This is a genomic window from Allostreptomyces psammosilenae (assembly GCF_013407765.1).
GTDB classification, from domain to species: domain Bacteria; phylum Actinomycetota; class Actinomycetes; order Streptomycetales; family Streptomycetaceae; genus Allostreptomyces; species Allostreptomyces psammosilenae.
This window is the reverse complement of record NZ_JACBZD010000001.1, coordinates 2,052,465-2,071,905: the sequence shown is the minus strand read 5'-3', so window position 1 is coordinate 2,071,905 and position 19,441 is coordinate 2,052,465. Positions and strand designations below refer to the sequence as shown.

General features: G+C 74.4%; 17 protein-coding genes and 1 tRNA gene. 9 read left to right on the top strand and 9 right to left on the bottom strand.

The genetic code is table 11. The features are described 5' to 3' along the window. Positions 1-16 precede the first annotated feature (16 nt). Positions 17-391 carry a DMT family transporter gene (locus tag FHU37_RS08380; protein ID WP_179813582.1) on the bottom strand — a complete coding sequence of 125 codons (375 nt, stop codon included), beginning with the start codon at positions 389-391 and terminating at the stop codon, positions 17-19. A 123-nt stretch (positions 392-514) separates the two neighbouring features. On the opposite strand from FHU37_RS08380, the gene FHU37_RS08375 reads away from it, so the two are divergent. Both FHU37_RS08375 and FHU37_RS08370 read left to right on the top strand, forming a co-directional pair. Then, the gene (locus FHU37_RS08375) at positions 515-982 is read left to right on the top strand and encodes a MarR family winged helix-turn-helix transcriptional regulator (RefSeq protein ID WP_179813581.1); all 468 of its coding nucleotides are present in this window, start codon (positions 515-517) and stop codon (positions 980-982) included. A 161-nt stretch (positions 983-1,143) separates the two neighbouring features. Beyond that, positions 1,144-2,508 (top strand): M14 family zinc carboxypeptidase, encoded by a 1,365-nt coding sequence (locus FHU37_RS08370; protein WP_179813580.1) that lies wholly within the window; start codon positions 1,144-1,146, stop codon positions 2,506-2,508. A gap of 71 nt (positions 2,509-2,579) precedes the next feature. Here the strand turns inward: FHU37_RS08370 and FHU37_RS08365 are convergent, their stop codons facing one another. Beyond that, the gene (locus tag FHU37_RS08365; RefSeq protein WP_179813579.1) at positions 2,580-4,652 is read right to left on the bottom strand and encodes a S9 family peptidase; all 2,073 of its coding nucleotides are present in this window, start codon (positions 4,650-4,652) and stop codon (positions 2,580-2,582) included. Between the two features lie 523 nt (positions 4,653-5,175). Here FHU37_RS08365 and FHU37_RS08360 point away from each other — a divergent pair. Further along, positions 5,176-6,804, top strand: coding sequence for an alkaline phosphatase D family protein (locus FHU37_RS08360; protein WP_376773909.1), 1,629 nt, complete (start codon positions 5,176-5,178; stop codon positions 6,802-6,804). Between the two features lie 139 nt (positions 6,805-6,943). On the opposite strand, the gene FHU37_RS08355 is transcribed toward FHU37_RS08360, so the two are convergent. Beyond that, on the bottom strand, positions 6,944-7,504 hold the full coding sequence (locus FHU37_RS08355; RefSeq protein ID WP_179813577.1) for an NADPH-dependent FMN reductase: 561 nt from the start codon (positions 7,502-7,504) through the stop codon (positions 6,944-6,946). 107 nt (positions 7,505-7,611) lie between these two features. Between FHU37_RS08355 and FHU37_RS08350 the strand changes: the two genes are divergently transcribed. After that, positions 7,612-8,244 carry a TetR/AcrR family transcriptional regulator gene (locus FHU37_RS08350; protein WP_376773908.1) on the top strand — a complete coding sequence of 211 codons (633 nt, stop codon included), beginning with the start codon at positions 7,612-7,614 and terminating at the stop codon, positions 8,242-8,244. Here FHU37_RS08350 and FHU37_RS08345 read toward each other — a convergent pair. The 5 genes from FHU37_RS08345 to FHU37_RS08325 all read right to left on the bottom strand — a co-directional run bounded on the left by FHU37_RS08345 (position 8,231) and on the right by FHU37_RS08325 (position 12,906). After that, the gene (locus FHU37_RS08345; RefSeq protein WP_179813576.1) at positions 8,231-9,406 is read right to left on the bottom strand and encodes an aminotransferase class I/II-fold pyridoxal phosphate-dependent enzyme; all 1,176 of its coding nucleotides are present in this window, start codon (positions 9,404-9,406) and stop codon (positions 8,231-8,233) included. The two genes, FHU37_RS08350 and FHU37_RS08345, sit on opposite strands and share 14 nt — an antisense overlap. Continuing rightward, positions 9,403-10,047 carry a helix-turn-helix transcriptional regulator gene (locus FHU37_RS08340; protein WP_179813575.1) on the bottom strand — a complete coding sequence of 215 codons (645 nt, stop codon included), beginning with the start codon at positions 10,045-10,047 and terminating at the stop codon, positions 9,403-9,405. The genes FHU37_RS08345 and FHU37_RS08340 overlap by 4 nt, the downstream gene beginning before the upstream one ends. Before the next feature lie 169 nt (positions 10,048-10,216). After that, entirely contained in the window at positions 10,217-10,717 is a 501-nt protein-coding gene (locus FHU37_RS08335; protein ID WP_179816116.1) for a PPOX class F420-dependent oxidoreductase, read from the bottom strand. 116 nt (positions 10,718-10,833) lie between these two features. Then, the gene (locus tag FHU37_RS08330; RefSeq protein WP_179813574.1) at positions 10,834-12,342 is read right to left on the bottom strand and encodes an MFS transporter; all 1,509 of its coding nucleotides are present in this window, start codon (positions 12,340-12,342) and stop codon (positions 10,834-10,836) included. A gap of 75 nt (positions 12,343-12,417) precedes the next feature. Then, a complete protein-coding gene (locus FHU37_RS08325) occupies positions 12,418-12,906 on the bottom strand; it encodes a MarR family winged helix-turn-helix transcriptional regulator (RefSeq protein WP_179813573.1) in 489 nt (162 codons plus the stop codon). Between the two features lie 219 nt (positions 12,907-13,125). On the opposite strand from FHU37_RS08325, the gene FHU37_RS08320 reads away from it, so the two are divergent. Then, positions 13,126-14,109 carry an aldo/keto reductase gene (locus tag FHU37_RS08320; RefSeq protein WP_179813572.1) on the top strand — a complete coding sequence of 328 codons (984 nt, stop codon included), beginning with the start codon at positions 13,126-13,128 and terminating at the stop codon, positions 14,107-14,109. Between the two features lie 9 nt (positions 14,110-14,118). On the opposite strand, the gene FHU37_RS08315 is transcribed toward FHU37_RS08320, so the two are convergent. After that, complete coding sequence (locus FHU37_RS08315) at positions 14,119-15,135, bottom strand: aminoglycoside phosphotransferase/kinase family protein (RefSeq protein WP_179813571.1); 1,017 nt, start codon at positions 15,133-15,135, stop codon at positions 14,119-14,121. Between the two features lie 136 nt (positions 15,136-15,271). Here FHU37_RS08315 and FHU37_RS08310 point away from each other — a divergent pair, with 136 nt between their 5' ends. The 4 genes from FHU37_RS08310 (at position 15,272) to FHU37_RS08295 (ending at position 19,167) form a co-directional block, all read left to right on the top strand. After that, positions 15,272-15,799, top strand: coding sequence for a DinB family protein (locus FHU37_RS08310; protein ID WP_179813570.1), 528 nt, complete (start codon positions 15,272-15,274; stop codon positions 15,797-15,799). Positions 15,800-15,960: 161 nt separating this feature from the next. After that, a tRNA-Ser gene (locus FHU37_RS08305) sits at positions 15,961-16,032 on the top strand. Positions 16,033-16,034: 2 nt separating this feature from the next. Then, complete coding sequence (locus tag FHU37_RS08300) at positions 16,035-18,299, top strand: hypothetical protein (RefSeq protein WP_179813569.1); 2,265 nt, start codon at positions 16,035-16,037, stop codon at positions 18,297-18,299. Between the two features lie 268 nt (positions 18,300-18,567). Continuing rightward, complete coding sequence (locus FHU37_RS08295) at positions 18,568-19,167, top strand: hypothetical protein (protein WP_179813568.1); 600 nt, start codon at positions 18,568-18,570, stop codon at positions 19,165-19,167. The last annotated feature ends 274 nt before the right edge of the window (positions 19,168-19,441 follow it).

Below are 19,441 nucleotides of genomic sequence, written 5' to 3'. Positions count from 1 at the left end.
GAGGAAAGGGGAGGGGTCAGCCGGAGAACGAGGCGCGGGTGGCCTCCGGCTCGGCGGCGGGCCGGTCGCCGGTCAACCGGTCGGCGAGCCGGAGGCCGATGACGCCGCCGATGATCAGCACGAAGGCCAGCACCTTCCAGACGGTGAGCGCCTCGTCGAAGACGAGGGTGCCGAAGACGACGGTGCCGACCGAGCCGATGCCGGTCCACACCGTGTAGCCGACGCCCACGTCGAGGGTGCGCAGGGCCAGGCTGAGGAAGAAGATCCCGCCGGCGGCGGCCGCGGCGGTGAGCAGCGAGGGCCACAGTTCGGTGAAGCCGTGGGTGGCGTTGGTGGCGAGGGCGAAGACGACCTCGAAGACCGCGGCGACGAGCAGGTAGAACCAGGCCATGGCGGCATCCGCTCCCAGAAAGTTGTATGTATGTGCAAGTTCTTTGGGACGACGGGAATCATGCATGTACATGTATTCTTGTGTCAACCCGGCTCGGCCGGGCGACGAGAGAACGGAGCCGCGATGCCCTCCGAGGTCACAGCCGCGCCGCAACCCGCCCGGGCGGGTCAGGCGGAACTGTGGGACCGCGTGGTCACCCTGCACGCCCACGTGGAACACCGCCTCGCCGACGCGCTCCAGCGCGGGCACGGCCTCGGGCTCTCCGAGTACCGCGCGCTCGGCCACCTGGTGCCGTTCGCGAAGGGGCTGCGCATGCAGGAACTGGCCGACCGGATCGGCCTCAACCAGAGTTCGGTGACCCGACTGGTCGCCCGGTTGAACGCGGCCGGCTTCACCTACCGGGACCTCTGCCCGGACGACAGGCGCGGCGTCTACACGGTGATCACCGAGGACGGGCGCGCCCGGCACGCCCAGGCCCGGGACACCTACCGGGAGACGCTCGCGGCCGCCCTGGACGAGGCGTCCGCCGCCGACCCGGAACTCGGCGCGGCCCTCGCCGCCCTGGCCGACCCGGGGCCTCCGGCGCCCTGACCGCCGCCGCGCCGGCCGGTCCGGGCGACGGCCGCGGCCGGTGCGTCCCCGCCGGCCGATCCTCACCTTCCGCGCACGCCGCGGGACGCTTCGTCGGTATGCTCGGCCGTCAGGCGTGGTACGCGCGCGGGGGAGTCCTCACCAGTTCATCGGGAGGCCGGATGCGGGACGACCGGGTGCGGGCGATTCTCGACGCCCACCTCGACGACATGCCGAAGCACGCGCTCTTCCCCACCGTGGACCGACTGAACGGGGAACTGCGGGACATCGTCGGGCGGCACCGCCGGGTGGCCCGGCTGGCCCGGGTGGGCACCTCCCGGCTGGGCGACCCGCTGCTCCTGGCGTCGATCGGGAACGGCGGGCGGCACGTCCTGGTGGTCGGCGGCCCCCACCCCAACGAGCCCGTGGGGTTCCGCACCGTCCTGGAGGCCGCCCGCATGGTGGCGTCCGCCCCGGAGCTGACCACGGGACTGGACCTCACCTGGCACTTCGTCCCCTGCCTCGATCCGGACGGGGCCCGCCTCAACGAGCGGTGGTACACCGCGCCGCTCACCATCTCCGCCTACCACCGGCACTTCTTCCGCCCCGCCCTGGCCCACCAGCCGGAATGGGCCTTCCCCTGCGCGAGCGGCGGGGCGCGCTTCGACGCCGTCCTGCCGGAGACGCGGTCCCTGATGCGGGTGATCGACGCGCTGCGGCCGGACGTGCTGGTCTCGCTGCACAACTCCGACTTCGGCGGCGCCCACTTCGTGGTCAGCCACCCGGTCCCGGGGCTGCCGGAGGCCCTGGCGGGCGCCGCGGACAGGCGGGGAATCCCGCTGGAGACGGACAACGCCGACACCACGGGCTGGCCCGACGTCGCCCCCGGCGTCCACCTCATGCCGCCGATCGAGTCGCTGCTCATCGTCGATCCCCGGGGCGACGCGCGGGCGCTTCCGCACGGGGCGTGCAGCATCCACTACGCGGCGCGCCACCGGGCCCTGGCGATGTTCACCGAGGTGCCGCTGTGGCGGGTGGGCGTGACGGAGTCCCCGCGGATCGGCTACGCCGAGGCGCTGCGGCGGTCCGCCGCCGACATGGACGCCGCCGTGGACGTCCTCGACGAGCTGCTCGCCCGGGTGGGCCCGGTGGACGGGCGGCAGCCGATGGTGTGGGCGGCGGTGCGGGACACGATGGCGATCGCGCGGACGGCGTCCCGGCACTGGCGGGAGATCTCCCGTCAGGACCACGGCCGGCGGCCGGTCACCCCGGCGGAGTGGGCCGGGACGCGGGACTACGTCCGCCAACTGCCGCTGCGTGCCGCGGGGATGCTGCTGCGCGCGCTGCGGGTCGAGCACGCCGCCGGGGACCGCCGTCCGCCGCGCGCCGAACTGGACCGCCTGGAAGGCCACTTCGACCGGTGGTGCCACCGGATGCGGGAGGAGACCCGGGCCGAGCCGCATCCCGTCGAGCGACTCGTCGCGCTCCAGCTGGAGTCCACGCTGGCGGCGGTGCTGGCCAGCCGGCGGAGCGCCGGGGTGGCCTGACGCCGGCTCCCGCGAGGCGACGACGGGGCGCGGTGGGCGGGACCGCGCCGGGCGCGGTCCCGCCCACGGTGTCAACGCCCCAGCGCCGTGCGCAGGAAGTCCAGCTGGACGTGGAGCAGCTGCTCCGCGACGTCCTCCCGCGTGACCATGTGGCTGGCGCCCGGCACCGGAAGCACCTGGTGCGGGCGGCCGGCGGCCAGCAGCGCCGCCGACAGGCGCAGGGTGTGCGCGACCACCACGTTGTCGTCGGCCATGCCGTGGACCAGCAGCAGCGGACGCCGCAGCAGGGGGGCGTCCGCCACCAGCGAGCAGCGGTCGTAGTTCTCCGGCTCCTCGTCGGGGTGACCGAGGTAGCGTTCCTTCCAGTGCGTGTCGTACAGCCGCTGGTCGGCGGTCGGGGCGCCGGCCACCGCCGCGTGGAAGACGTCGGGGCGGCGCAGCACCGCCCCCGCGGCGAGGAACCCGCCGAAGGACCACCCGCGGATCGCGACCCGCTCCAGGTCCAGGTCGCCGCAGTGCTCCGCCGCCGCGTGCAGCGCGTCGACCTGGTCGTCGAGGGCGGGCGAGAGGATGTCGCCGCGGATCGCCTTCTCCCAGGCCGGACCCCGGCCCGGGGAGCCACGGCCGTCGGTCACCAGCACGGCGAATCCCTGCTCGGCGAACCACTGCGACAGGCAGGACCACCAGCCCAGCGCGCGGGTGGCGACCTGCCGGTGCTGACCGCCGTACGGATCGAGCAGCACCGGCAGGGGCCCGCCGCCCGGCTCGTGCCACGAGGGCAGGTACAGGCTGGCCCGCAGCTCCCGCTCGCCGAGCCGGCAGAACGCCGGACGCGGCGTCACGACGGGCGGCTCGGCGAGCGAGGCGATCTGCCCGACCGTCGCCCCGTCCCGCCACACGGTGACGGCGTCGCGCTCCGCCACCCGGCCGACCAGCACCACGGTGCCGCCCGCCGCCACCGCGGTGTGCACCCCGGGCTCCGTGCTGATCCGGGTGTGGCCGCGCTCGGGCGCCCACGACCAGACGTGGGTCTCGGTGGGCTCGTCGCCGCCGGTGAACAGCACCGACTCGCCGTCCGTGCCGAGCACCTCGCGGACCTGGAGGCCCACCGGCGTGACCGCCTCGCCGTCCACCACCAGCCGCCGGGTGTCCTCCTCGTCGCGGGTGACCACCAGTGCCCCCGCGGCGGTGCGCCGCGGGGTGCCCGGGACGAGCTCGACCCAGGCCGGGTCGCGCTGCTCGTGCAGCAGACGGGTGCGGCCGGTGGCCGGGTCCACGGCGAGGGTCCGCACGGTGCGCTGGTCGCGGCTCTGCACGGCGAGCCACGGGCCGTGGGCGTCCCATCCGGCGGCGGGCAGGTACTCGAAGTCCTCCCGGTCCCAGCGGACCTCGGTGCGGTCGCCGTCGAGGGAGAACAGGTGCAGGGAGACGTCGGCGTTGGCGGTGCCCGCCGCCGGGTACCGCACCTCGCGGGGCGGGGCGGTCGGGTCGGTGGGGTCGGAGAGGTACCAGCGTCCAACCCGCGCGGTGTCGACCCGGGCGGCGAGCAGGGCGCGGCCGTCCGGTGCCCACCAGTGGCCGCGCATCCGCCCCATCGACTCGGCCGAGACGTGGTCGGTCAGCCCGTATCCGACGTCCGGTCCCTCGGGGACGGCCAGGGCCCGGTCCTCGCCGTCCAGGGTGACCACGTGCAGGGCGCCGCCGGTGACGTAGGCGATGCGCCGTCCGTCCGGGCAGGGGCGCGGGTCGACGACCGGCCCGGCCGTGGGCACCCGGAACGGCGCGCCCTCGTCGGTGCGCACCGCCCACAGCTGGCCGCCCAGCGCGTAGGCGACGGTGCGGAGCGCCGGATCGGCCGCGTACGCCACGATCCCCGCCGAGCTCTCCCGCGCCCGCTCCCGGCGCGCCCGTTCGGCCGCGGGCAGGTCGTCACCACTGCTGGGCGGGGCGACCAGGAGGCGTTCCGCCCCGTCCTGGTACAGCCACAGCCGGCCGACCGGGTCGGTGCCGCCGCCGGTGCGCAGGAAGAGCACCCGCCGGCCGTCGGTGGAGACGGTGAACTGCCGCGGCGTTCCGAGCGAGAAGCGCCGGGTGCGGGCGAGTTGGCGGGGGAGGTTCGGGACGTCGGTGGTCGGCTGCTTCATGGATCGGGCTCCCTGGTGTCAGTGGTGTGGCCGTGATGGGTCGCTGATGGCGGGTCGGTGGTAGGGGCGTGGGGCGGGATGCGGCCGGCCTCGCGGCCGAACGCGGGCATGCGGGAGGTGGGCATGCCGAAGACCGGCGTGCCGGAGGTTGGGCATGCCGAAGGTGCCGGCGTGGCCGACACGGGTGGGGAGCGGCCCGCGTTCCCGGCAGGGCACTGCCGTGGAACGGGAGCGGGCGCGGTGGCGTGGGAGCGACAGCGGCTCGCACGGCTCGCGGAGCGGGCGCTGTAGGCCCGCGGGATCTCACACCGGGAAGAGGGGTGTTCCCCGTCAGATCATCCGGCGTGTGGGCATTGTAGCACGATCTTGGGCGGTCCTGCCCTGGCGTGCGGCGACGCCCTGACGGCCACTCGGATCTCACCGTTCCGCCATGTTCAGGACATGCGTCCTTCAGCCGGACGACTCCTGGCGGCCCTGCAATCTGTGGCGTCGCTCACCCACCGCAGGAAGGCAGACGTCCGTCGTGTCCCAGCAGACGCACGCCCACACCCCCGAGTTCCGCGCCGCCGCCGGCCGGATCGCGCGCCGCCGGTTCCTGACCACCACCGGCGCCGTGGCCGCCCTCGCCTTCGCCGTGAACATGCCCGGCACGGCGCACGCCGCCGAGCTGGGCGGGGAGCGGATCCGTCAGGACCCGTTCACCCTCGGCGTCGCCTCCGGTGACCCGATGCCGGAGTCGGTCCTGCTGTGGACCCGGCTCGCGCCCTCCCCCTACGAGCCCGGCAGCGGGCTGCCGCGGGCCCGCTTCGACGTGGAGTGGGAGGTGGCGACGGACGAGCGGTTCCAGCACGTCGTCAAGCGGGGCACCGCCCCGGCGCACCCGGAGTTCGACCACGCCGTCCACGTCGAGGTGCACGGCCTCCGGCAGGACCGCCACTACTACTACCGGTTCCGGGTCGGCCCCTGGACCAGCCCGGCCGGTCGCGCCCGCACCGCGCCCGCACGGGGCGCCCGGGTCGAGCGCATGCGCTTCGGCGTCGTCTCCTGCCAGCGCTACGACCAGGGCTACTGGACCGCCTACCGGCACCTCGCGGCGGAGGACCTGGACGCCGTCTTCCACCTCGGCGACTACCTGTACGAGTACGCGGTGGGCGCGACCGGCGGCGCCCGCGCCTACACCGACCGCGTCATCCCGGCCCACTACAACCACGAGACGGTCACCCTGGAGGACTACCGCCTGCGGTACGCCCTGTACAAGTCCGACCCCGACCTGATCGCCGCGCACGCCGCCCACCCGTTCGTCGTGACCTGGGACGACCACGAGACCGAGAACAACTACGCGAACGGCACCCCGGAGAACGGCGTCCCGCCGGAGGAGTTCCTGCTCCGCCGCGCCGCGGCCTACCGGGCCTACTGGGAGAACATGCCGCTCCGCCGGCCCCAGCAGCCCGAGGGCGCCGACATGCGGCTGTACCGCCGGCTGGAGTTCGGCCGGCTCGCCCAGTTCGACGTCCTGGACACCCGTCAGTACCGGTCCGACCAGGCGTACGGCGACGGCTGGCAGACGCCGGGCCCGGAGTCCGAGGACCCGACGCGCACCATGCTCGGGGCGGAGCAGGAGCGCTGGCTGCTGAACGGCTGGCGCTCCTCGCAGGCGCGCTGGAACGTGGTGCCGCAGCAGGTCACCTTCGCGCGGCGGCGCAACTCCACCAGCGCCGCCTTCAAGCTGAGCATGGACTCCTGGGACGGCTACCCGGCCGCCCGCCAGCGCTTCCTCGACGGCGCGCGGACCGCCGGAGTGGAGAACCTGATGGTGCTCACCGGTGACGTCCACGTGCACTACGCCTTCGACCTGAAGCAGGACTTCGACGACCCGTCCTCCCGCACCATCGGCACGGAGATCGTGGCGACCTCCGTCTCCAGCGGCGGGAACGGCACGCAGCGGCCGTCCAACTGGGCCACCTACCTGGCCGCCAACCCGCACCTGCGGTTCTACGACGGCCGCCGCGGCTACGTCACGGTGGAGCTGGGCGAGGAGTCCGCACGGGCCGACTTCAAGACCCTGCCCTCCGTCACCGTGCCGGACGCGCCGCTCACCACGGCCGCCTCCTTCGTGACCGAGGCCGGCAACCCGGGGCTGGTCCAGGCCTGAGCCCTCCGCCCTCTCCCGGTGGGGGGCGGGACGCGGACGGGCGGGCGACCGCGGTCGGAGGACTTCCGTCTCCGCCCCGCGGGCGCCCGCCCGTCCGGTCGAGCCCGGTGGCCTGCCCGGTGTCCCGGGCGGGGGATGCTCAGGCGGCCTTGGTCGTGGCCACGGCCACCAGGCTGGAGAGCACCGTGGTGAGCTGCTCGGCGACCTCGGCGTCGTCCACCGGGTGGGTCTCGGCGAAGCGGGTGAGCGAACCCGGGATGGAGAGCTTGATCTCCTCCGCGACGACGGCGCCGGCGATGCCCACGGACTTGCGGGCGTCGTCCTGCGCCCACACGCCGCCGTACTGGCCGAACGCGGTGCCGACGACGGCCACCGGCTTGCCGACGAGGGCGCCGGCGCCGTACGGGCGGGACAGCCAGTCGATGGCGTTCTTCAGCACGGCCGGCATGGTGCCGTTGTACTCCGGCGAGAACAGCAGGACGGCGTCGCTGGCGGCGGCGGCCTCGCGCAGGCGCAGGGCCGTGGCCGGGGCGCCGCCCTCCACGTCGATGTCCTCGTTGTAGAAGGGGACATCCGCCAGGCCCTCGAAGAGCTCGACCTCGACGCCCTCGGGGGCGAGCTTGACGGCGGCCTCGGCGAGCTGGCGGTTGTGCGAACCGGCGCGGAGGCTGCCGACCAGGGCGAGGATGCGGACAGACATGGGCTCTCCCAACTGAGAAGAAAGTAAACCGGACCGAGGTCCGGATATGTTGTAACACGGAACCGGACCGGGGTCCACTTCGCCTCGGAGGCGGGTACGCTCAGCACATGACCCCATCCGCACGGCTCCACGACGACGGGAGCGAGCCCAGGCTGCTGCCGCTGGCCACCAACCAGATCCCCATGCGCGCGGACGCCGCCCGGAACCGGGCGCGCCTGCTGGAGGCGGCGAGCCGACTGGTGGCCGAGCACGGCGCCGAGCAGCTCACCATGGAAGCCGTCGCGGCCGCCGCCTCGGTGGGCAAGGGGACCGTCTTCCGCCGCTTCGGCGACCGCACCGGACTGCTGATGGCCCTGCTCGACCACTCCGAGCGGGTCTACCAGGAGTCCTTCCTCTCCGGCCCGCCGCCGCTCGGCCCGGCCGCCCCCGCCCTGGAGCGGCTGTCGGCGTTCGGCGGCGCCACGCTGCGGCACCTGGCCGCCCACCGGGAGCTGCTGCTGGCCGCCGAGCCCGACCCGGCCCGCCGCTACGCCGCCGGACCGCGCAACGTCCGCCGGATCCACATCACCACGCTGCTGCGCGAGATCGGTACCGGCGGCGACGACGAACTGCTCGCCGAGGTGCTCCTGGGCTACCTGGACGTGCCGCTGCTGAACCACCTCACCCGACAGCGCGGCATGGACCTGGAGCGGCTGGAGGCGGGCTGGCGCGACCTGGTCGCCCGGATCACCCGGAGCTGAACGGGCCGCGCGCGGGCCGGACGCCGGATCGGCGACGGGCGCGCAGCCAGCCGGAGAACGCCTCCAGGGCGGGCGCGGGGTCGAGGCGCCCCACGCCGACGCGGAAGCGGTCGGTCGGCGTGGCGGTGAGCTCGGAGCGGTAGACGCTCGCCGGCAGCAGCAGCACCCCGACCTCCTCGACCAGCCGGGCGCAGAACTCCTCCACCCCGTCGGAGCCGAGGTAGCGCGGGAAGGCGACGCAGCCGCCGTCGGGGGCGCTCCACTCGAACAGGTCGTCGAACTCCGCGAAGAAGGCGTCGAACACCGGCAGGTTGTCCGCGATGACGGCCCGGTTGCGCTCCAGGATGCGTGTCCGCGCCTTGAGGGCGATGCGGGCCAGCACCTCGCTGGGGGCCGAGTTGCAGATGGTGGTGTAGTGCTTGGCGCGCTCCAGCCGGGCGCGCAACTTCCGGTCCCGGCAGGTGATCCAGCCGATCCGCAGCCCGGGCAGCCCCAGTGACTTGGAGGTGACGTTCAGCGAAAGGGCCCGCTGGGAGAGGTCCGCGGCCTGCGGCAGGGTGCGGGCCGGGTCGCGTTCGAGGCCGCGGTAGACCTCGTCGCTGAACAGGTGCACACCCCGCTCGTCGCACAGCCGGACCAGCCGGGCGAAGTCCGCCGCGTCGACGACCTTCCCGGTCGGGTTGTTGGGGAAGTTGACCGAGACCACCCGGGTGTTCGGCCGGATGGCGGCGGCCACCCGGTCCACGTCCAGCGCCCAGTCGCGCTCGGCGTCCAGCGCCACCCCGGTCACCTGGCACAGTGACAGCGGGACGGTCTCGGCCGCCTGGTAGTTCGGGGTGACGACCACCGCGTGGTCCTCGGGCCCGAGCAGGACGTGCATGGCGAGGTAGAGGGCCTCCTCCGCGCCGGCGAAGCAGATCACGTCGTCGGGGTCGGCGTGGGCGTACGTCGCGGCGATCGCCTGCCGCAGGGCCGGGTCGCCGAAGGTCTGCGTGTAGCCGAGGGTCAGCGTCTCCCAGGCGTGCCGGTCCTCGGCGTCGGCCAGCTCCAGCAGCTCGGCCATGGTCATGGTCTGCGCGTCGGAGGCGGTCAGGTGGTAACGGGCCGTGAACTCCCAGCGGGAGAAGTAGGTCTCCAGCCGGAAGTCGGGCAGTGCGGTCACGGGGCGCTCCTGGGGGATCTGAGCTCGGCGAGCAGGGCGTAGACGGTGGAACGGGACGTCCGCAGCGCGCCGGCGACGACCGGGACGGCGCGGCGCATCGCGAACACCCCGGCCTGGTCGAGTTCGCGCAGGACGGCGAGGCGGTCGTCGCGACCGAGGCGTTCGACGGCGCGGCCACGGGCCCGGACGAAGGAGCCGACGATCTCGTGCACCCGCTCGGTCCAGTCCTGTTCGAACAGCGGCTCCGGGCGTGGCGCCGACGGCGCGGCGAAGGCGGTCAGCACGGCGGCGGCCCGCTCCAGCGGGGTGCGGTCGAGGTTGACGCACATCACGGCCGCCGGCTCGCCGTCCCCGTCGCGCAGGACGGCGCTGACCGAGGACAGCCGGCGGCCGTCGGCCAGCAGCTTCTCGTAGGGCCCGTGGACGTCGCCGCCGGCCGCCTCCAGCCGGTCCAGCTCGCCCAGCAGGGAGGGGTCCCCGGGGCGACGGGCGGTCATCGGGTTCCAGACGGCCAGCACCACGTCGCGCCGCGCGTCGTGCAGGACCACCTCGGCGTACGGGCCGAGCAGCGCCGCCACGGCCCGGCACGCCGGTGACCACGCCCGCACGCGCGGGTCGGCGTCGTCTCCCACCATCTCCATGCCCGGACTCTATGTCCAGATCGGACTCTTCGTCCAGGCGGGTGGATGGCGGCCGGGGTGGCCGGCGGCCCCCGGCGGGCCGCGGCGGGCCGCGGACGCCGGCGAGCCACGGCCGGTGCGGCCGTGGCTCGGTGCTCGTCCCCGCCGCGTGGCGAGCCGTGTGGCGGTGTCAGCGGGTCGGTTCCTCCGGTGCGGGGATGTCCAGCGCCGTCCCGTAGAGCCGGGACACCCGGATCCGGATCACCACGCGCCGCTCCGCCACCAACTGGTCGAGGAACGCGGCCTCCTCCTCGGGGTCGGCGAACCCGGGCGTCAGGGAGAGCAGTTCCCGGCCGATCGCGTCTCCCGGCGTGGTCGTCTCCTCCGAGACCTCCGCCCGGCCCTCGGCCACCGCGAAGGACCACACGTCGGGCCCGGTCACGTGCAGTGCGGCGTTGGGGTCGCGCCGCAGCTGACGGACCTTGAGGCGGTCGGCCGTGCTGGAGACCCGCAGCAGGCGCGCCTCCGGGTCCCAGTGGTACAGCACGGTCGACAGGTGGGGCTGGCCGCCGCGGCGGACGCTGGCGAGCACCCCGAACCGCTGCTCGGCCAGCAGCCGGGAGCTCTCCTCCTCGGTGAGCGCGCGGGGGGCCGGGCCGGCGGCCGGTCCGCGCTCCCGGGGGGCGCTGATCGGGCCGGGGGACTCGGGGCGGGGCGGGTTCCCGGCCCCGTCGCGGGTCTCGTCGGGCGTGTCGGTGGTCGTGGTGGGGGTCACGGCTCGCTCCTCGGTGGCGTGTCGGGGGGTGGTCACAGAACGGGGGCGTGCGGGGTGCCGGCGGTGCCGTCCGAGGGCGCCCGGCCGGAGGTCCGACGCGGCTGGCGGAGCACCGTGGCGGCGACGACGAAGGCGGTGACCAGGAGCCCCGCGCCGACGCCGAAGGCCAGGTGGTAGCCGCTGGTCAGTGCCTCGGCCTCGCCGTGGCCGGAGGCCAGCAGCCGCTCGGTCCGGGAGGCCGCCAGGGTGGACAGCACCGCGACGCCCAGCGCCATCCCGATCTGCTGGGTGGTGTTGAACAGTCCGGAGGCGAGGCCGGCGTCGTCCTCGCCGGCCCCGGACATGCCGAGCGAGGTGAGCGCCGGCAGGGCCAGGCCGAAGCCGGCCGCGAGCAGCATCACGGGCAGCAGGTCGGTGAGGTAGTCCGCCCGCACGGGCACCCGGGCGAGCAGCCCCAGCACGCCCATCAGCAGCACGAGCCCGGCCAGCAGGACGTTGCGTTCGCCGAAGCGGGCGTTCAACCGGGTGGAGACGCCGAGCGACACCGCGCCGATGACCACCGCCGCCGGGAGCATCGCCAGGCCGGTCGCGGCGGCGCCGTAACCGAGCACCCGCTGCAGGTACAGGGCGACCAGGACCTGGAAGGAGAACAGCGCGGCCACCATCAGCACCTGGACCAGGTTGGCGCCCGCGACGCTGCGCGAGCGCAGGATCCGCAGCGGCATGAGGGGGGTCCGCGCGGTGGCCTGGCGGGCGACGAACGCGGCGAGCAGGGCGGCGGCGACCGCGCCGAGGCCGAGGGTGGGCGCCGAGGTCCAGCCGTTCTGCTCGACCTGGACGACGGTGTAGATGGCCAGCATCAGGCCCGAGGTGACCAGGGCGGCGCCGAGCAGGTCCGCCCCGGCGGCGAGTCCGAGTCCGCGGCCCGCCGGGAGGACGGGCACGGCGACGGCGAGCGCCGCGATGCCGATGGGCAGGTTGATCAGGAAGATCCAGTGCCAGTTCAGGGCGTCGGTGAGCACGCCGCCGAGCACCTGGCCGATCGACGCGCCGGCGGCGCCGGTGAAGCTGAAGATTGCGATCGCCCTGGCCCGCTCCCGCGGCTCGGTGAACAGCGTCACCAGGATGCCGAGGCTGACCGCGGACGCCATCGCGCTGCCGACCCCCTGGAGGAACCGGGCGGCGATCAGCAGCGCCGGGGAGGTGGCGGCGCCGGCCAGCAGCGAGGCCGCGGTGAAGACGGCGACGCCGTGGAGGAACATCCGCTTGCGGCCGATCAGGTCGCCGAGCCGCCCGGCCAGCAGCAGCAGGCTGCCGAAGGCGATCAGGTAGGCGTTGACCACCCAGCTCAGCCCGGCGGGGGTGAAGCCCAGGTCGCTCTGGATGGCGGGCATCGCCACGGTGACGATGCTGCCGTCCAGGATGATCATCAGCATCCCGGTGGCGAGGACGCCGAGGGCCAGCCAGCGTGACCGCCCGTCGGGAGCGGCCTGTGAGGTCGCGGAGGGGGATGGGGCGGAGGGTGCGGAGGTGACGGACATGGGGTCTCTCCTGTCGGCGGAGGCAACAGGAGAGACCTTAACAGATAGTTCCGTTGCAGACTATTTCTTTCGGTCTCACTTCTCGCGCTGGCGGGCCCGCCGGGTCGGTCGCGGACTCTCCGCCGGCGTGGCCAGGTGCCCTTCGACCAGGTGGTTCAGGGCGCGCAGCAGGGCGGTGCGGTCCTCCTCGGGGAGCGAGGCCAGCGCCTCGTGGTGCACCCGGTCGACGATGCGCTGGCTCTGCTGGGCGACCCGCGCGCCCTCCTCGGTCACCGCGATGATGCGGGCGCGGCGGTCCTGGCTGGAGGGGCGGCGCTCGGCGAGGCCGGCCTTCTCCAGCGCGTCCACCGTGACCACCATCGTGGTCTTGTCCATGTCGCCGATCTCGGCGAGCTGGATCTGGGTGCGCTCCTCCTCCAGGGCGTGCACCAGGACGCAGTGCATGCGCGCGGTCAGCCCGATCTCGGCGAGGGCCGCCGCCATCCGGGTGCGCAGCACGTGGCCGGTGTGGTCCAGCAGGAACGACAGGTCCGCCTCGGTGCGGGCGGGAGTCATGGCGGTCATGCCCCCAGGGTAACAATCGGGTCCGTGGCGGATTATCCGGAAGGAGACTTTTCTCCCTCGTCCGCCGGCCTCCCCCCACCCATTCAGAACGCCGGCTCATGAGTGTGAGCGCCGATCCCTATTGGACGCCGGGCCACCCGTCCGGCGATCCTGTGGGGCGGGACCCGGGCGCCCCACCACCGAACCGCCCACACCCGAGCACGGAAGACACCGGACATCATGGAGCAGCGCGTCATCGGCAGGACGGACCAGCGGGTCTCCGTCATCGGACTCGGCACCTGGCAGCTCGGGGCCGACTGGGGCGAGGTGCGGGAGGAGGAGGCGCGGGCCGTGCTGGACGCCGCCGTCGAGGCCGGCGTGACCTTCTTCGACACCGCCGACGTCTACGGCGACGGGCGCAGCGAGCGGCTGATCGGCGCCTACCTGCGCGACCGCCCCGACGCGCGCGTGCTGGTCGCGACCAAGATGGGCCGCCGGGTGGAGCAGGACCCGCGGCACTACACCCTGGACAACTTCCGCGCCTGGACGGACCGCTCCCGGGCGAACCTCGGCGTGGACACCCTCGACCTGGTGCAGCTGCACTGCCCGCCCACCCCCGTGTACTCCTCCGACGCCGTCTTCGACGCCCTGGACACGCTGGTGGCCGAGGAGCGGATCGCCGCCTACGGGGTGAGCGTGGAGACCTGCGCGGAGGCGCTGACGGCCATCGCCCGGCCGGGCGTGGCCAGCGTGCAGATCATCCTCAACCCCTTCCGGCTCAAGCCGCTGGAGGAGGTCCTCCCGGCCGCCGCGGCGGCCGGGGTGGGGATCATCGCCCGGGTGCCCCTGGCCTCCGGACTGCTCTCCGGCAGGTACACCCGGGAGACCGTCTTCCCGTCCGACGACCACCGCACCTACAACCGTGCCGGTGAGGCGTTCGACCAGGGCGAGACCTTCTCCGGCGTGGACTTCGCCACCGGCGTCGACGCCGCCGTGGAGTTCTCCGGGCTGGCCCCGAGCGGGGCCACGCCGGCGCAGACGGCGCTGCGCTGGATCATCCAGCAGCCGGGCGTGACCTCCGTCATCCCCGGCGCCCGCTCCCCGGAGCAGGCGCTCGCCAACGCCGCGGCGGCCGCGCTGCCCCCGCTGCCGGAGAGCACGCTGGAGGCCGTGCGCGCGCTGTACGACCGCGCCATCCGCGCGCAGGTCCACCACCGCTGGTAGGCCCGCGGATCAGCGCAGCAGCGCGCTCCAGCGGTCGAGCGACCGCAGGACGCGCGGCAGCTCCCGCGCCGCCGTGGTGACGAGGCGCAGGCCGAAGGCCCGCCGGCCGGCGTCGGCCTGCCGGTGGCCCAACGCCAGCCACAGGCACCAGGCGGTGAGCGCGAGCTGGCTGTGCAGCATGCCGGCGAACGCGCGGGGGTCGGCCGGACCGGCGGGGCCGCCCCGGTCGAGGTAGCCCTCGATCAGCGGGCGGACCACCCGCGGGTCGCCGTCGGCCGTGGGCCCGTTGAACGGGCCGCCGAACCGGAACGCCACGTTCACCGCCTCCCACCACGGCACCTCCGCGCCCACGCCGTCCCAGTCGATCAGGGCGTAGCCGGTCGGCGTGCGCACCACGTTCGCCCGGGAGGTGTCCCGGTGCGCCAGGACTGCGCGAGGACGGTCCCGCCGGGCGTGCGCGACCAGCGCGGTCGCCTCCTCGATGGTGGGGAGCAGCGACCTGGCGGGCGCGGCGACCGGGTGGTCGGTGCACTCCGCCTCCGCCACCCACGCCCGCCAGTCGTCCATCGGGTGCGGCGGGTCGTCGTTGTGCGCCAGGTCGTCCACCAGGTCCAGCAGCGCGATGCGGCCGAGCGTGCCGCCCACCCACCCGGCCGCCTCGGCGAGCGCCGCGGGGGTGGCTCCGCCGGCCCGCCGCAGGTCGTGGCCGTCGATCCACTCGGTGACGCGCACCAGCTCCCGGCCGTCCGGGCTGTGCCAGTAGCCGACGGCCGGGGACGGCGGTTCGACGGGCAGCGGCATCGGGACGCCCGCCCCGACCGCGGCGCTCTCCAGGCGGTGCGCCTGGAGGATCTGCGCGCGGTGCCACTCGCCCTGCAGCCGGCCGGTCTTCACCACCCACCGGCCGCGGTCGGTGGTGAGGAGGCGGGTGCTGGAGGGCTGGTCGCCGTTCGCCAGCGGACGGGGCTCGCCGAGCGGTCGCCCCAGCCCGAAGGCGTCGGCCAGGGCGGGGAAGTCGAGGGACATCCGAGCAGTCTGCCGCCCCGACGGCGCTCGCGGCACCGGCTTTCTCCGCCCGGCCGTCGGAACGCCGGCTGATCCTCGGGCGGCGACCGCGGAAAATCGGTTTCCCGGCGCAGGGGCGGTGTGCCACGGTCGGCCGATGAGCGTGTCCCGAAGTCAGTTGTTGCGCTGGCAGTTCGACCTCACCTGGTCCCTGTTCGACTACCACCTGGAGCGGCTGGAGCCGGAGGACTTCCTGTGGGAGCCGGCGGCCCACAGCTGGACCGTCCGTCCGGACGCCGACGGACGGTGGGTGCCGGACTGGGCGGAGACCGAGCCGGAGCCCGTCCCGGTCCCCACGATCGGCTGGCTGAGCTGGCACATCGGCTGGTGGTGGAGCGTGACCATCGACCACGCCACCGGACGGCCGCCCCGCGAGCGCACCGAGGTCACCTGGCCGGGCGACGGGACGGCCGCCGTCGCGTGGCTGCGCGGCCTGCGCGCTGACTGGCTGGCGGTGCTGGAGCGGCTCACCGACGCCGACCTGGACGCCGTCGCGCCCTTCCCCTGGCCGAACGACCCCGAGCACACCGTCGCCCACATGGTGGGCTGGGTGAACTCCGAACTGATGAAGAACGTCGCCGAGATCGGGCAGCTGCGGCTGCTGCGCGCCGCGTCCCGAGGCTGACCACAGGGCCCCCGGGCCGACGACCGGGGCCGCGGTGGACCGGCGCAGGCCCGGCGGGGCCGTCCCGACATGGGCAGGACCACTACCGCGGGCCCTACATGGCGCCAGCCGTCCACCACGATGCCACGGACGTGCGGGGCCACGTAGACTCCGCGGCGTATCAGCGTGTAGCTCAGTAGGAGAGCGCCGGGCTGCTGACCCGGAGGGCGCGGGGGCGGAACCCGCCACGCTGGCTATGAACGCACACCATGACACGCCACAACCCCTGGGCTCGGGTTACCCGGCCCGGGAGTTGGCTCGGGCGTTCCAGACCGCCCTCACCCACGACGACGTGGAGACCCGCGAGCGTGCCGAGGGCCGCGTCCAGCGCTGGCGGACGGTCCTGGCGGGCATGGCCGACGGCCGGTTGAGGATCGGGTCGTCGGCCCCGGTGGCGGGCCTGCCCGCGTGGGTCACCCCGGAGGTGGTCCGCGGGGGCTTCGCGACCGGGGCGGCCGCTGCCGGCGGCCCGATGCTGCCCCACGAGGTCGAGGCCGCCCGCAGGGCGGGTGTTCCCGCCGACCGCCGCGCGCTGTTCGCCCACCACCTCACCGAGCCCGGGATGAGGGAACTGATCGGGGTGCTGACCAGCGGCGCCTACGAGATCCACGTCCCGGAGGAGGCCGCCCTGCTGACGGTCGCCTGGCTGGTGCAGGACGGTGACGCCTCCTCCGCCACACGTTTGGTCGACGTGCTCGAACCGTTCGCCGACCGGCTCCGGTTCACCCCACGGCCCGCGCCCGAGCCGCTGCCGGCGCTGACCGCGGCGGCGTACCGGCACACCGTCGGGCAGGTCAGCCAGGTCATGGCCGGCCGCCGCCGCAACCCCGCGGTGGAGGCGATGAACGAGGCGCTGACCGTGTGGAACCCCTTCGCCGACCGGCTACTCGCCCACTGGATGCACACCGTGGAGGACGGCCGGGTTCTCCAACGGCGGCCCGACGCCGACTGGCTCCGGCAAGCGGCCCTCCTACTGGAGGAATATCGCCACCTGGCCGCGGAGCACACCCTGTGCGGCCGGCACCGCCGCCCGAAGGAGAACCTGGCCATCCTTCGGACCGCCCTGGAGGACGTGGTCGCCGGCCGGACCCTGAGCGCCCGTCAGCGGGGCCTGCTCCAGCACGCCGTCGACGCGATGGTGCGTCGCCGCGGCGCACCCGGCAGCACCCGACTCCTCGCGCTGCGGGCCCGGCAGGCGGGCGACGCGGCGCGCCCCTCCCACCACGCCCTGGCTCAGCTGCTGGTGCGCCGCCTCGCCGACCTCCCCCAGCAGGTCGGCACCCCGCTCGCCGAGCAGTTCGTCGGTCCGGTGACCGAGGCCGAGCAGCGACGGACCGGCCTGCCCGCGGGCACGCCCATACCGGACCACCTGGCCCAGATCGTCCGTCAGGCACTCGCCGCCCCGGTGGGCGAGCTGATCGAACGTGGCGTCGTGCCCTCCGCCGAGGTCCTCGCCGAGATCGTCCCGCAGCTCGTCGCCCCCACCATGGCCGCCGCCTACCCGGACCCGCGGCTGCGCCGGCTGATGGGCGCCACCTACGGCGCCTTCCGCAACCGCCGCTCCCTGCTGCTGGTCGACCTCCAGCGGCAGACCCGCTTCGAGGACCTGCCCTGGGTGCGGGCCGTGGCCTCCCGCCGCCGCAGCGGCGACGGGGCGGGGCAGTCCGCCACCGCCACCCTGCGACACCCGGGCGAACTCGCCCTGGACGCCTTCCCGGCCACCGTCCTGCCGAACCCGCTGGTGCGCGAGCTGAACACGCTGGCCCGCGCCGGCGGCGTCCCGGTTCCGCTGGTCGAGGAACTGGCGGCGGACATCTTCACGGGCACCTTCACGAACAGGTTCGTGGAGGCGACCCGCGTCGCCGCGGACCTGCTGCACGGTTCGCTGTATGCCGCGTACTACGGCATCGACTACCCGGCGGTGCTCGCAGCCCTGGCTGGTGCGTCGACACGCGGGCACCGCGCGGGGAAGGCGTTCGCGCGGCTGTGCCGGGACCGCGCCGGTACGGCCGGCGGCGCGGTCGCGGCCAACGGCATGGTGATCGAGCAGGCCCAGATCCTCACCACGCACAACCTGGCCGCCCTCGCCGGCCCGATCGGCGCCACCCCGCAGTCCGGTTGGGCCGAGCTCGCACGGCGCGCGTTCACCACCGTGTGCCGGCTCACTGCCCGCCTGGAGGGCAACCCGCGCCCTCTGGGCACCATCAAGAACGCGGCCTACGCCTGGCGGCAGGTGATCTTCCACCTCTCCCTGGCGGATGCCGCGGAGCGCGCCGCCACCGTGTCCTGGCTGGAACGCGAAGCGTCCCGCCATCCCGGGCACGTCCGCGCCCGGCTCGCCCCGGTGCTGGCCGGCCTGGACCGGGTCCACGCCGGTGGGAGCCTCGACCCGGACGGCGGCGAGGACCTCGGGCAGGCCCGCAGGTTCCTCGGTTGGAGCGCCACCGGCCACTGGATGTAGGGCGTCGCGTCCGCGGCCGTGGACGTTGACCGCCGACCTATGTGACGCGGTCCCCATGGGTGGTTGTGCCGGTGATTCGGCGCCGCCCGGGGAAGTCCAGCCGGCGGCGTGGGGAACCAAGGACGACGTCGGCGCGTCTCGGCGGGTGCCAGTAGTGCCGGGAGCGACACCGTGTGGGCACCTCCCGTCGCGGGTCAGCCGAGGGACGGGGCCGATTGACTTCGGTGTGCGATCCAGTGGGCCTCTGACCACCAATTGGGGGGGACGGGTGGGGTTGCAGCAGCGACGAGCCGGCGAAGCGGGTCGCCTGTTTCCGCGGACGGTCGTGGCTGTCGGCTGCCTCTCGCTGGCCGTTGCAGCGAACTGGAGCGGTCTCCTGCTGGTTGTCGCAGAACACGTGGTCCCACATTGGGCACTGGGCCTGGTCCTGCTCTCCGTCTCGCTGCTGCTGCTCAGGACCCCCGCCGCACGCGGCCTCTCGGTGACTGATGAGGCGGTGTTGCGTGGCCGTCCGTCCCGCTTGTTCATCGCCGTCCTGGCTGCCGCAGCAGGGCTGGGAAGTGCGTGCGGTGCGCTCGGAGACCTCACTGCGGATTACCACGTACTCGAGCCCAAAGGCCCGGGGGGCTGTCGGGCTGTCGTGAGGGAGTCGTCGTTCTTGTTCTCGGGCAGCGGCGAGGTGTACGTGGTGGGAGCCAGCGAGGTGGGCTGGCATGCGACCAGTTCTTGGATGGCCGACGACGGCTACACGCCCATCGCGTTCGGCGCGTACGAGTTGAGCTGGGACGTTCAAGGTGGCGTGTTGTCAATCAACACAATGTCCGGCGATCCCGTCTGGCCCAGTGTGCATACCCTGACGTGCCGTTGACGCTGCTCAGCACGCATGCCGTGCACCCGTGGACGGTGCGCGGTGCCGTGGCCGCGCCACGGCGTGCGGAGCGTGATCTCGAAACAGCCCGCGGGCCCGAACAGGGGTTGGGGCGGTTCCGTCCGGCGCCAGAACCGTACGCTGGTCGAACGCACATGGCGAGGCAGAGGAGGGTGGCCGTGGGGGCGTGGTTCTCCTACTTCCGGGCACCGGACCCGCGGACGGCTGAGGCCGGCGGGGCTCGGGGAGCGTGCGCCCGCCCGGGCCCCGCCGT

What these genes read in the sequence shown, in the direction of transcription:
- FHU37_RS08300 (WP_179813569.1), top strand. Translation starts at nt 16,035, where the DNA reads ATGAACGCACACCATGACACGCCACAACCCCTGGGCTCGGGTTACCCG.
- FHU37_RS08330 (WP_179813574.1), bottom strand. Translation starts at nt 12,342, where the DNA reads ATGTCCGTCACCTCCGCACCCTCCGCCCCATCCCCCTCCGCGACCTCA.
- FHU37_RS08310 (WP_179813570.1), top strand. Translation starts at nt 15,272, where the DNA reads ATGAGCGTGTCCCGAAGTCAGTTGTTGCGCTGGCAGTTCGACCTCACC.
- FHU37_RS08340 (WP_179813575.1), bottom strand. Translation starts at nt 10,047, where the DNA reads ATGGAGATGGTGGGAGACGACGCCGACCCGCGCGTGCGGGCGTGGTCA.
- FHU37_RS08355 (WP_179813577.1), bottom strand. Translation starts at nt 7,504, where the DNA reads ATGTCTGTCCGCATCCTCGCCCTGGTCGGCAGCCTCCGCGCCGGTTCG.
- FHU37_RS08325 (WP_179813573.1), bottom strand. Translation starts at nt 12,906, where the DNA reads ATGACCGCCATGACTCCCGCCCGCACCGAGGCGGACCTGTCGTTCCTG.
- FHU37_RS08375 (WP_179813581.1), top strand. Translation starts at nt 515, where the DNA reads ATGCCCTCCGAGGTCACAGCCGCGCCGCAACCCGCCCGGGCGGGTCAG.
- FHU37_RS08320 (WP_179813572.1), top strand. Translation starts at nt 13,126, where the DNA reads ATGGAGCAGCGCGTCATCGGCAGGACGGACCAGCGGGTCTCCGTCATC.
- FHU37_RS08350 (WP_376773908.1), top strand. Translation starts at nt 7,612, where the DNA reads ATGACCCCATCCGCACGGCTCCACGACGACGGGAGCGAGCCCAGGCTG.
- FHU37_RS08380 (WP_179813582.1), bottom strand. Translation starts at nt 391, where the DNA reads ATGGCCTGGTTCTACCTGCTCGTCGCCGCGGTCTTCGAGGTCGTCTTC.
- FHU37_RS08365 (WP_179813579.1), bottom strand. Translation starts at nt 4,652, where the DNA reads ATGAAGCAGCCGACCACCGACGTCCCGAACCTCCCCCGCCAACTCGCC.
- FHU37_RS08370 (WP_179813580.1), top strand. Translation starts at nt 1,144, where the DNA reads ATGCGGGACGACCGGGTGCGGGCGATTCTCGACGCCCACCTCGACGAC.
- FHU37_RS08315 (WP_179813571.1), bottom strand. Translation starts at nt 15,135, where the DNA reads ATGTCCCTCGACTTCCCCGCCCTGGCCGACGCCTTCGGGCTGGGGCGA.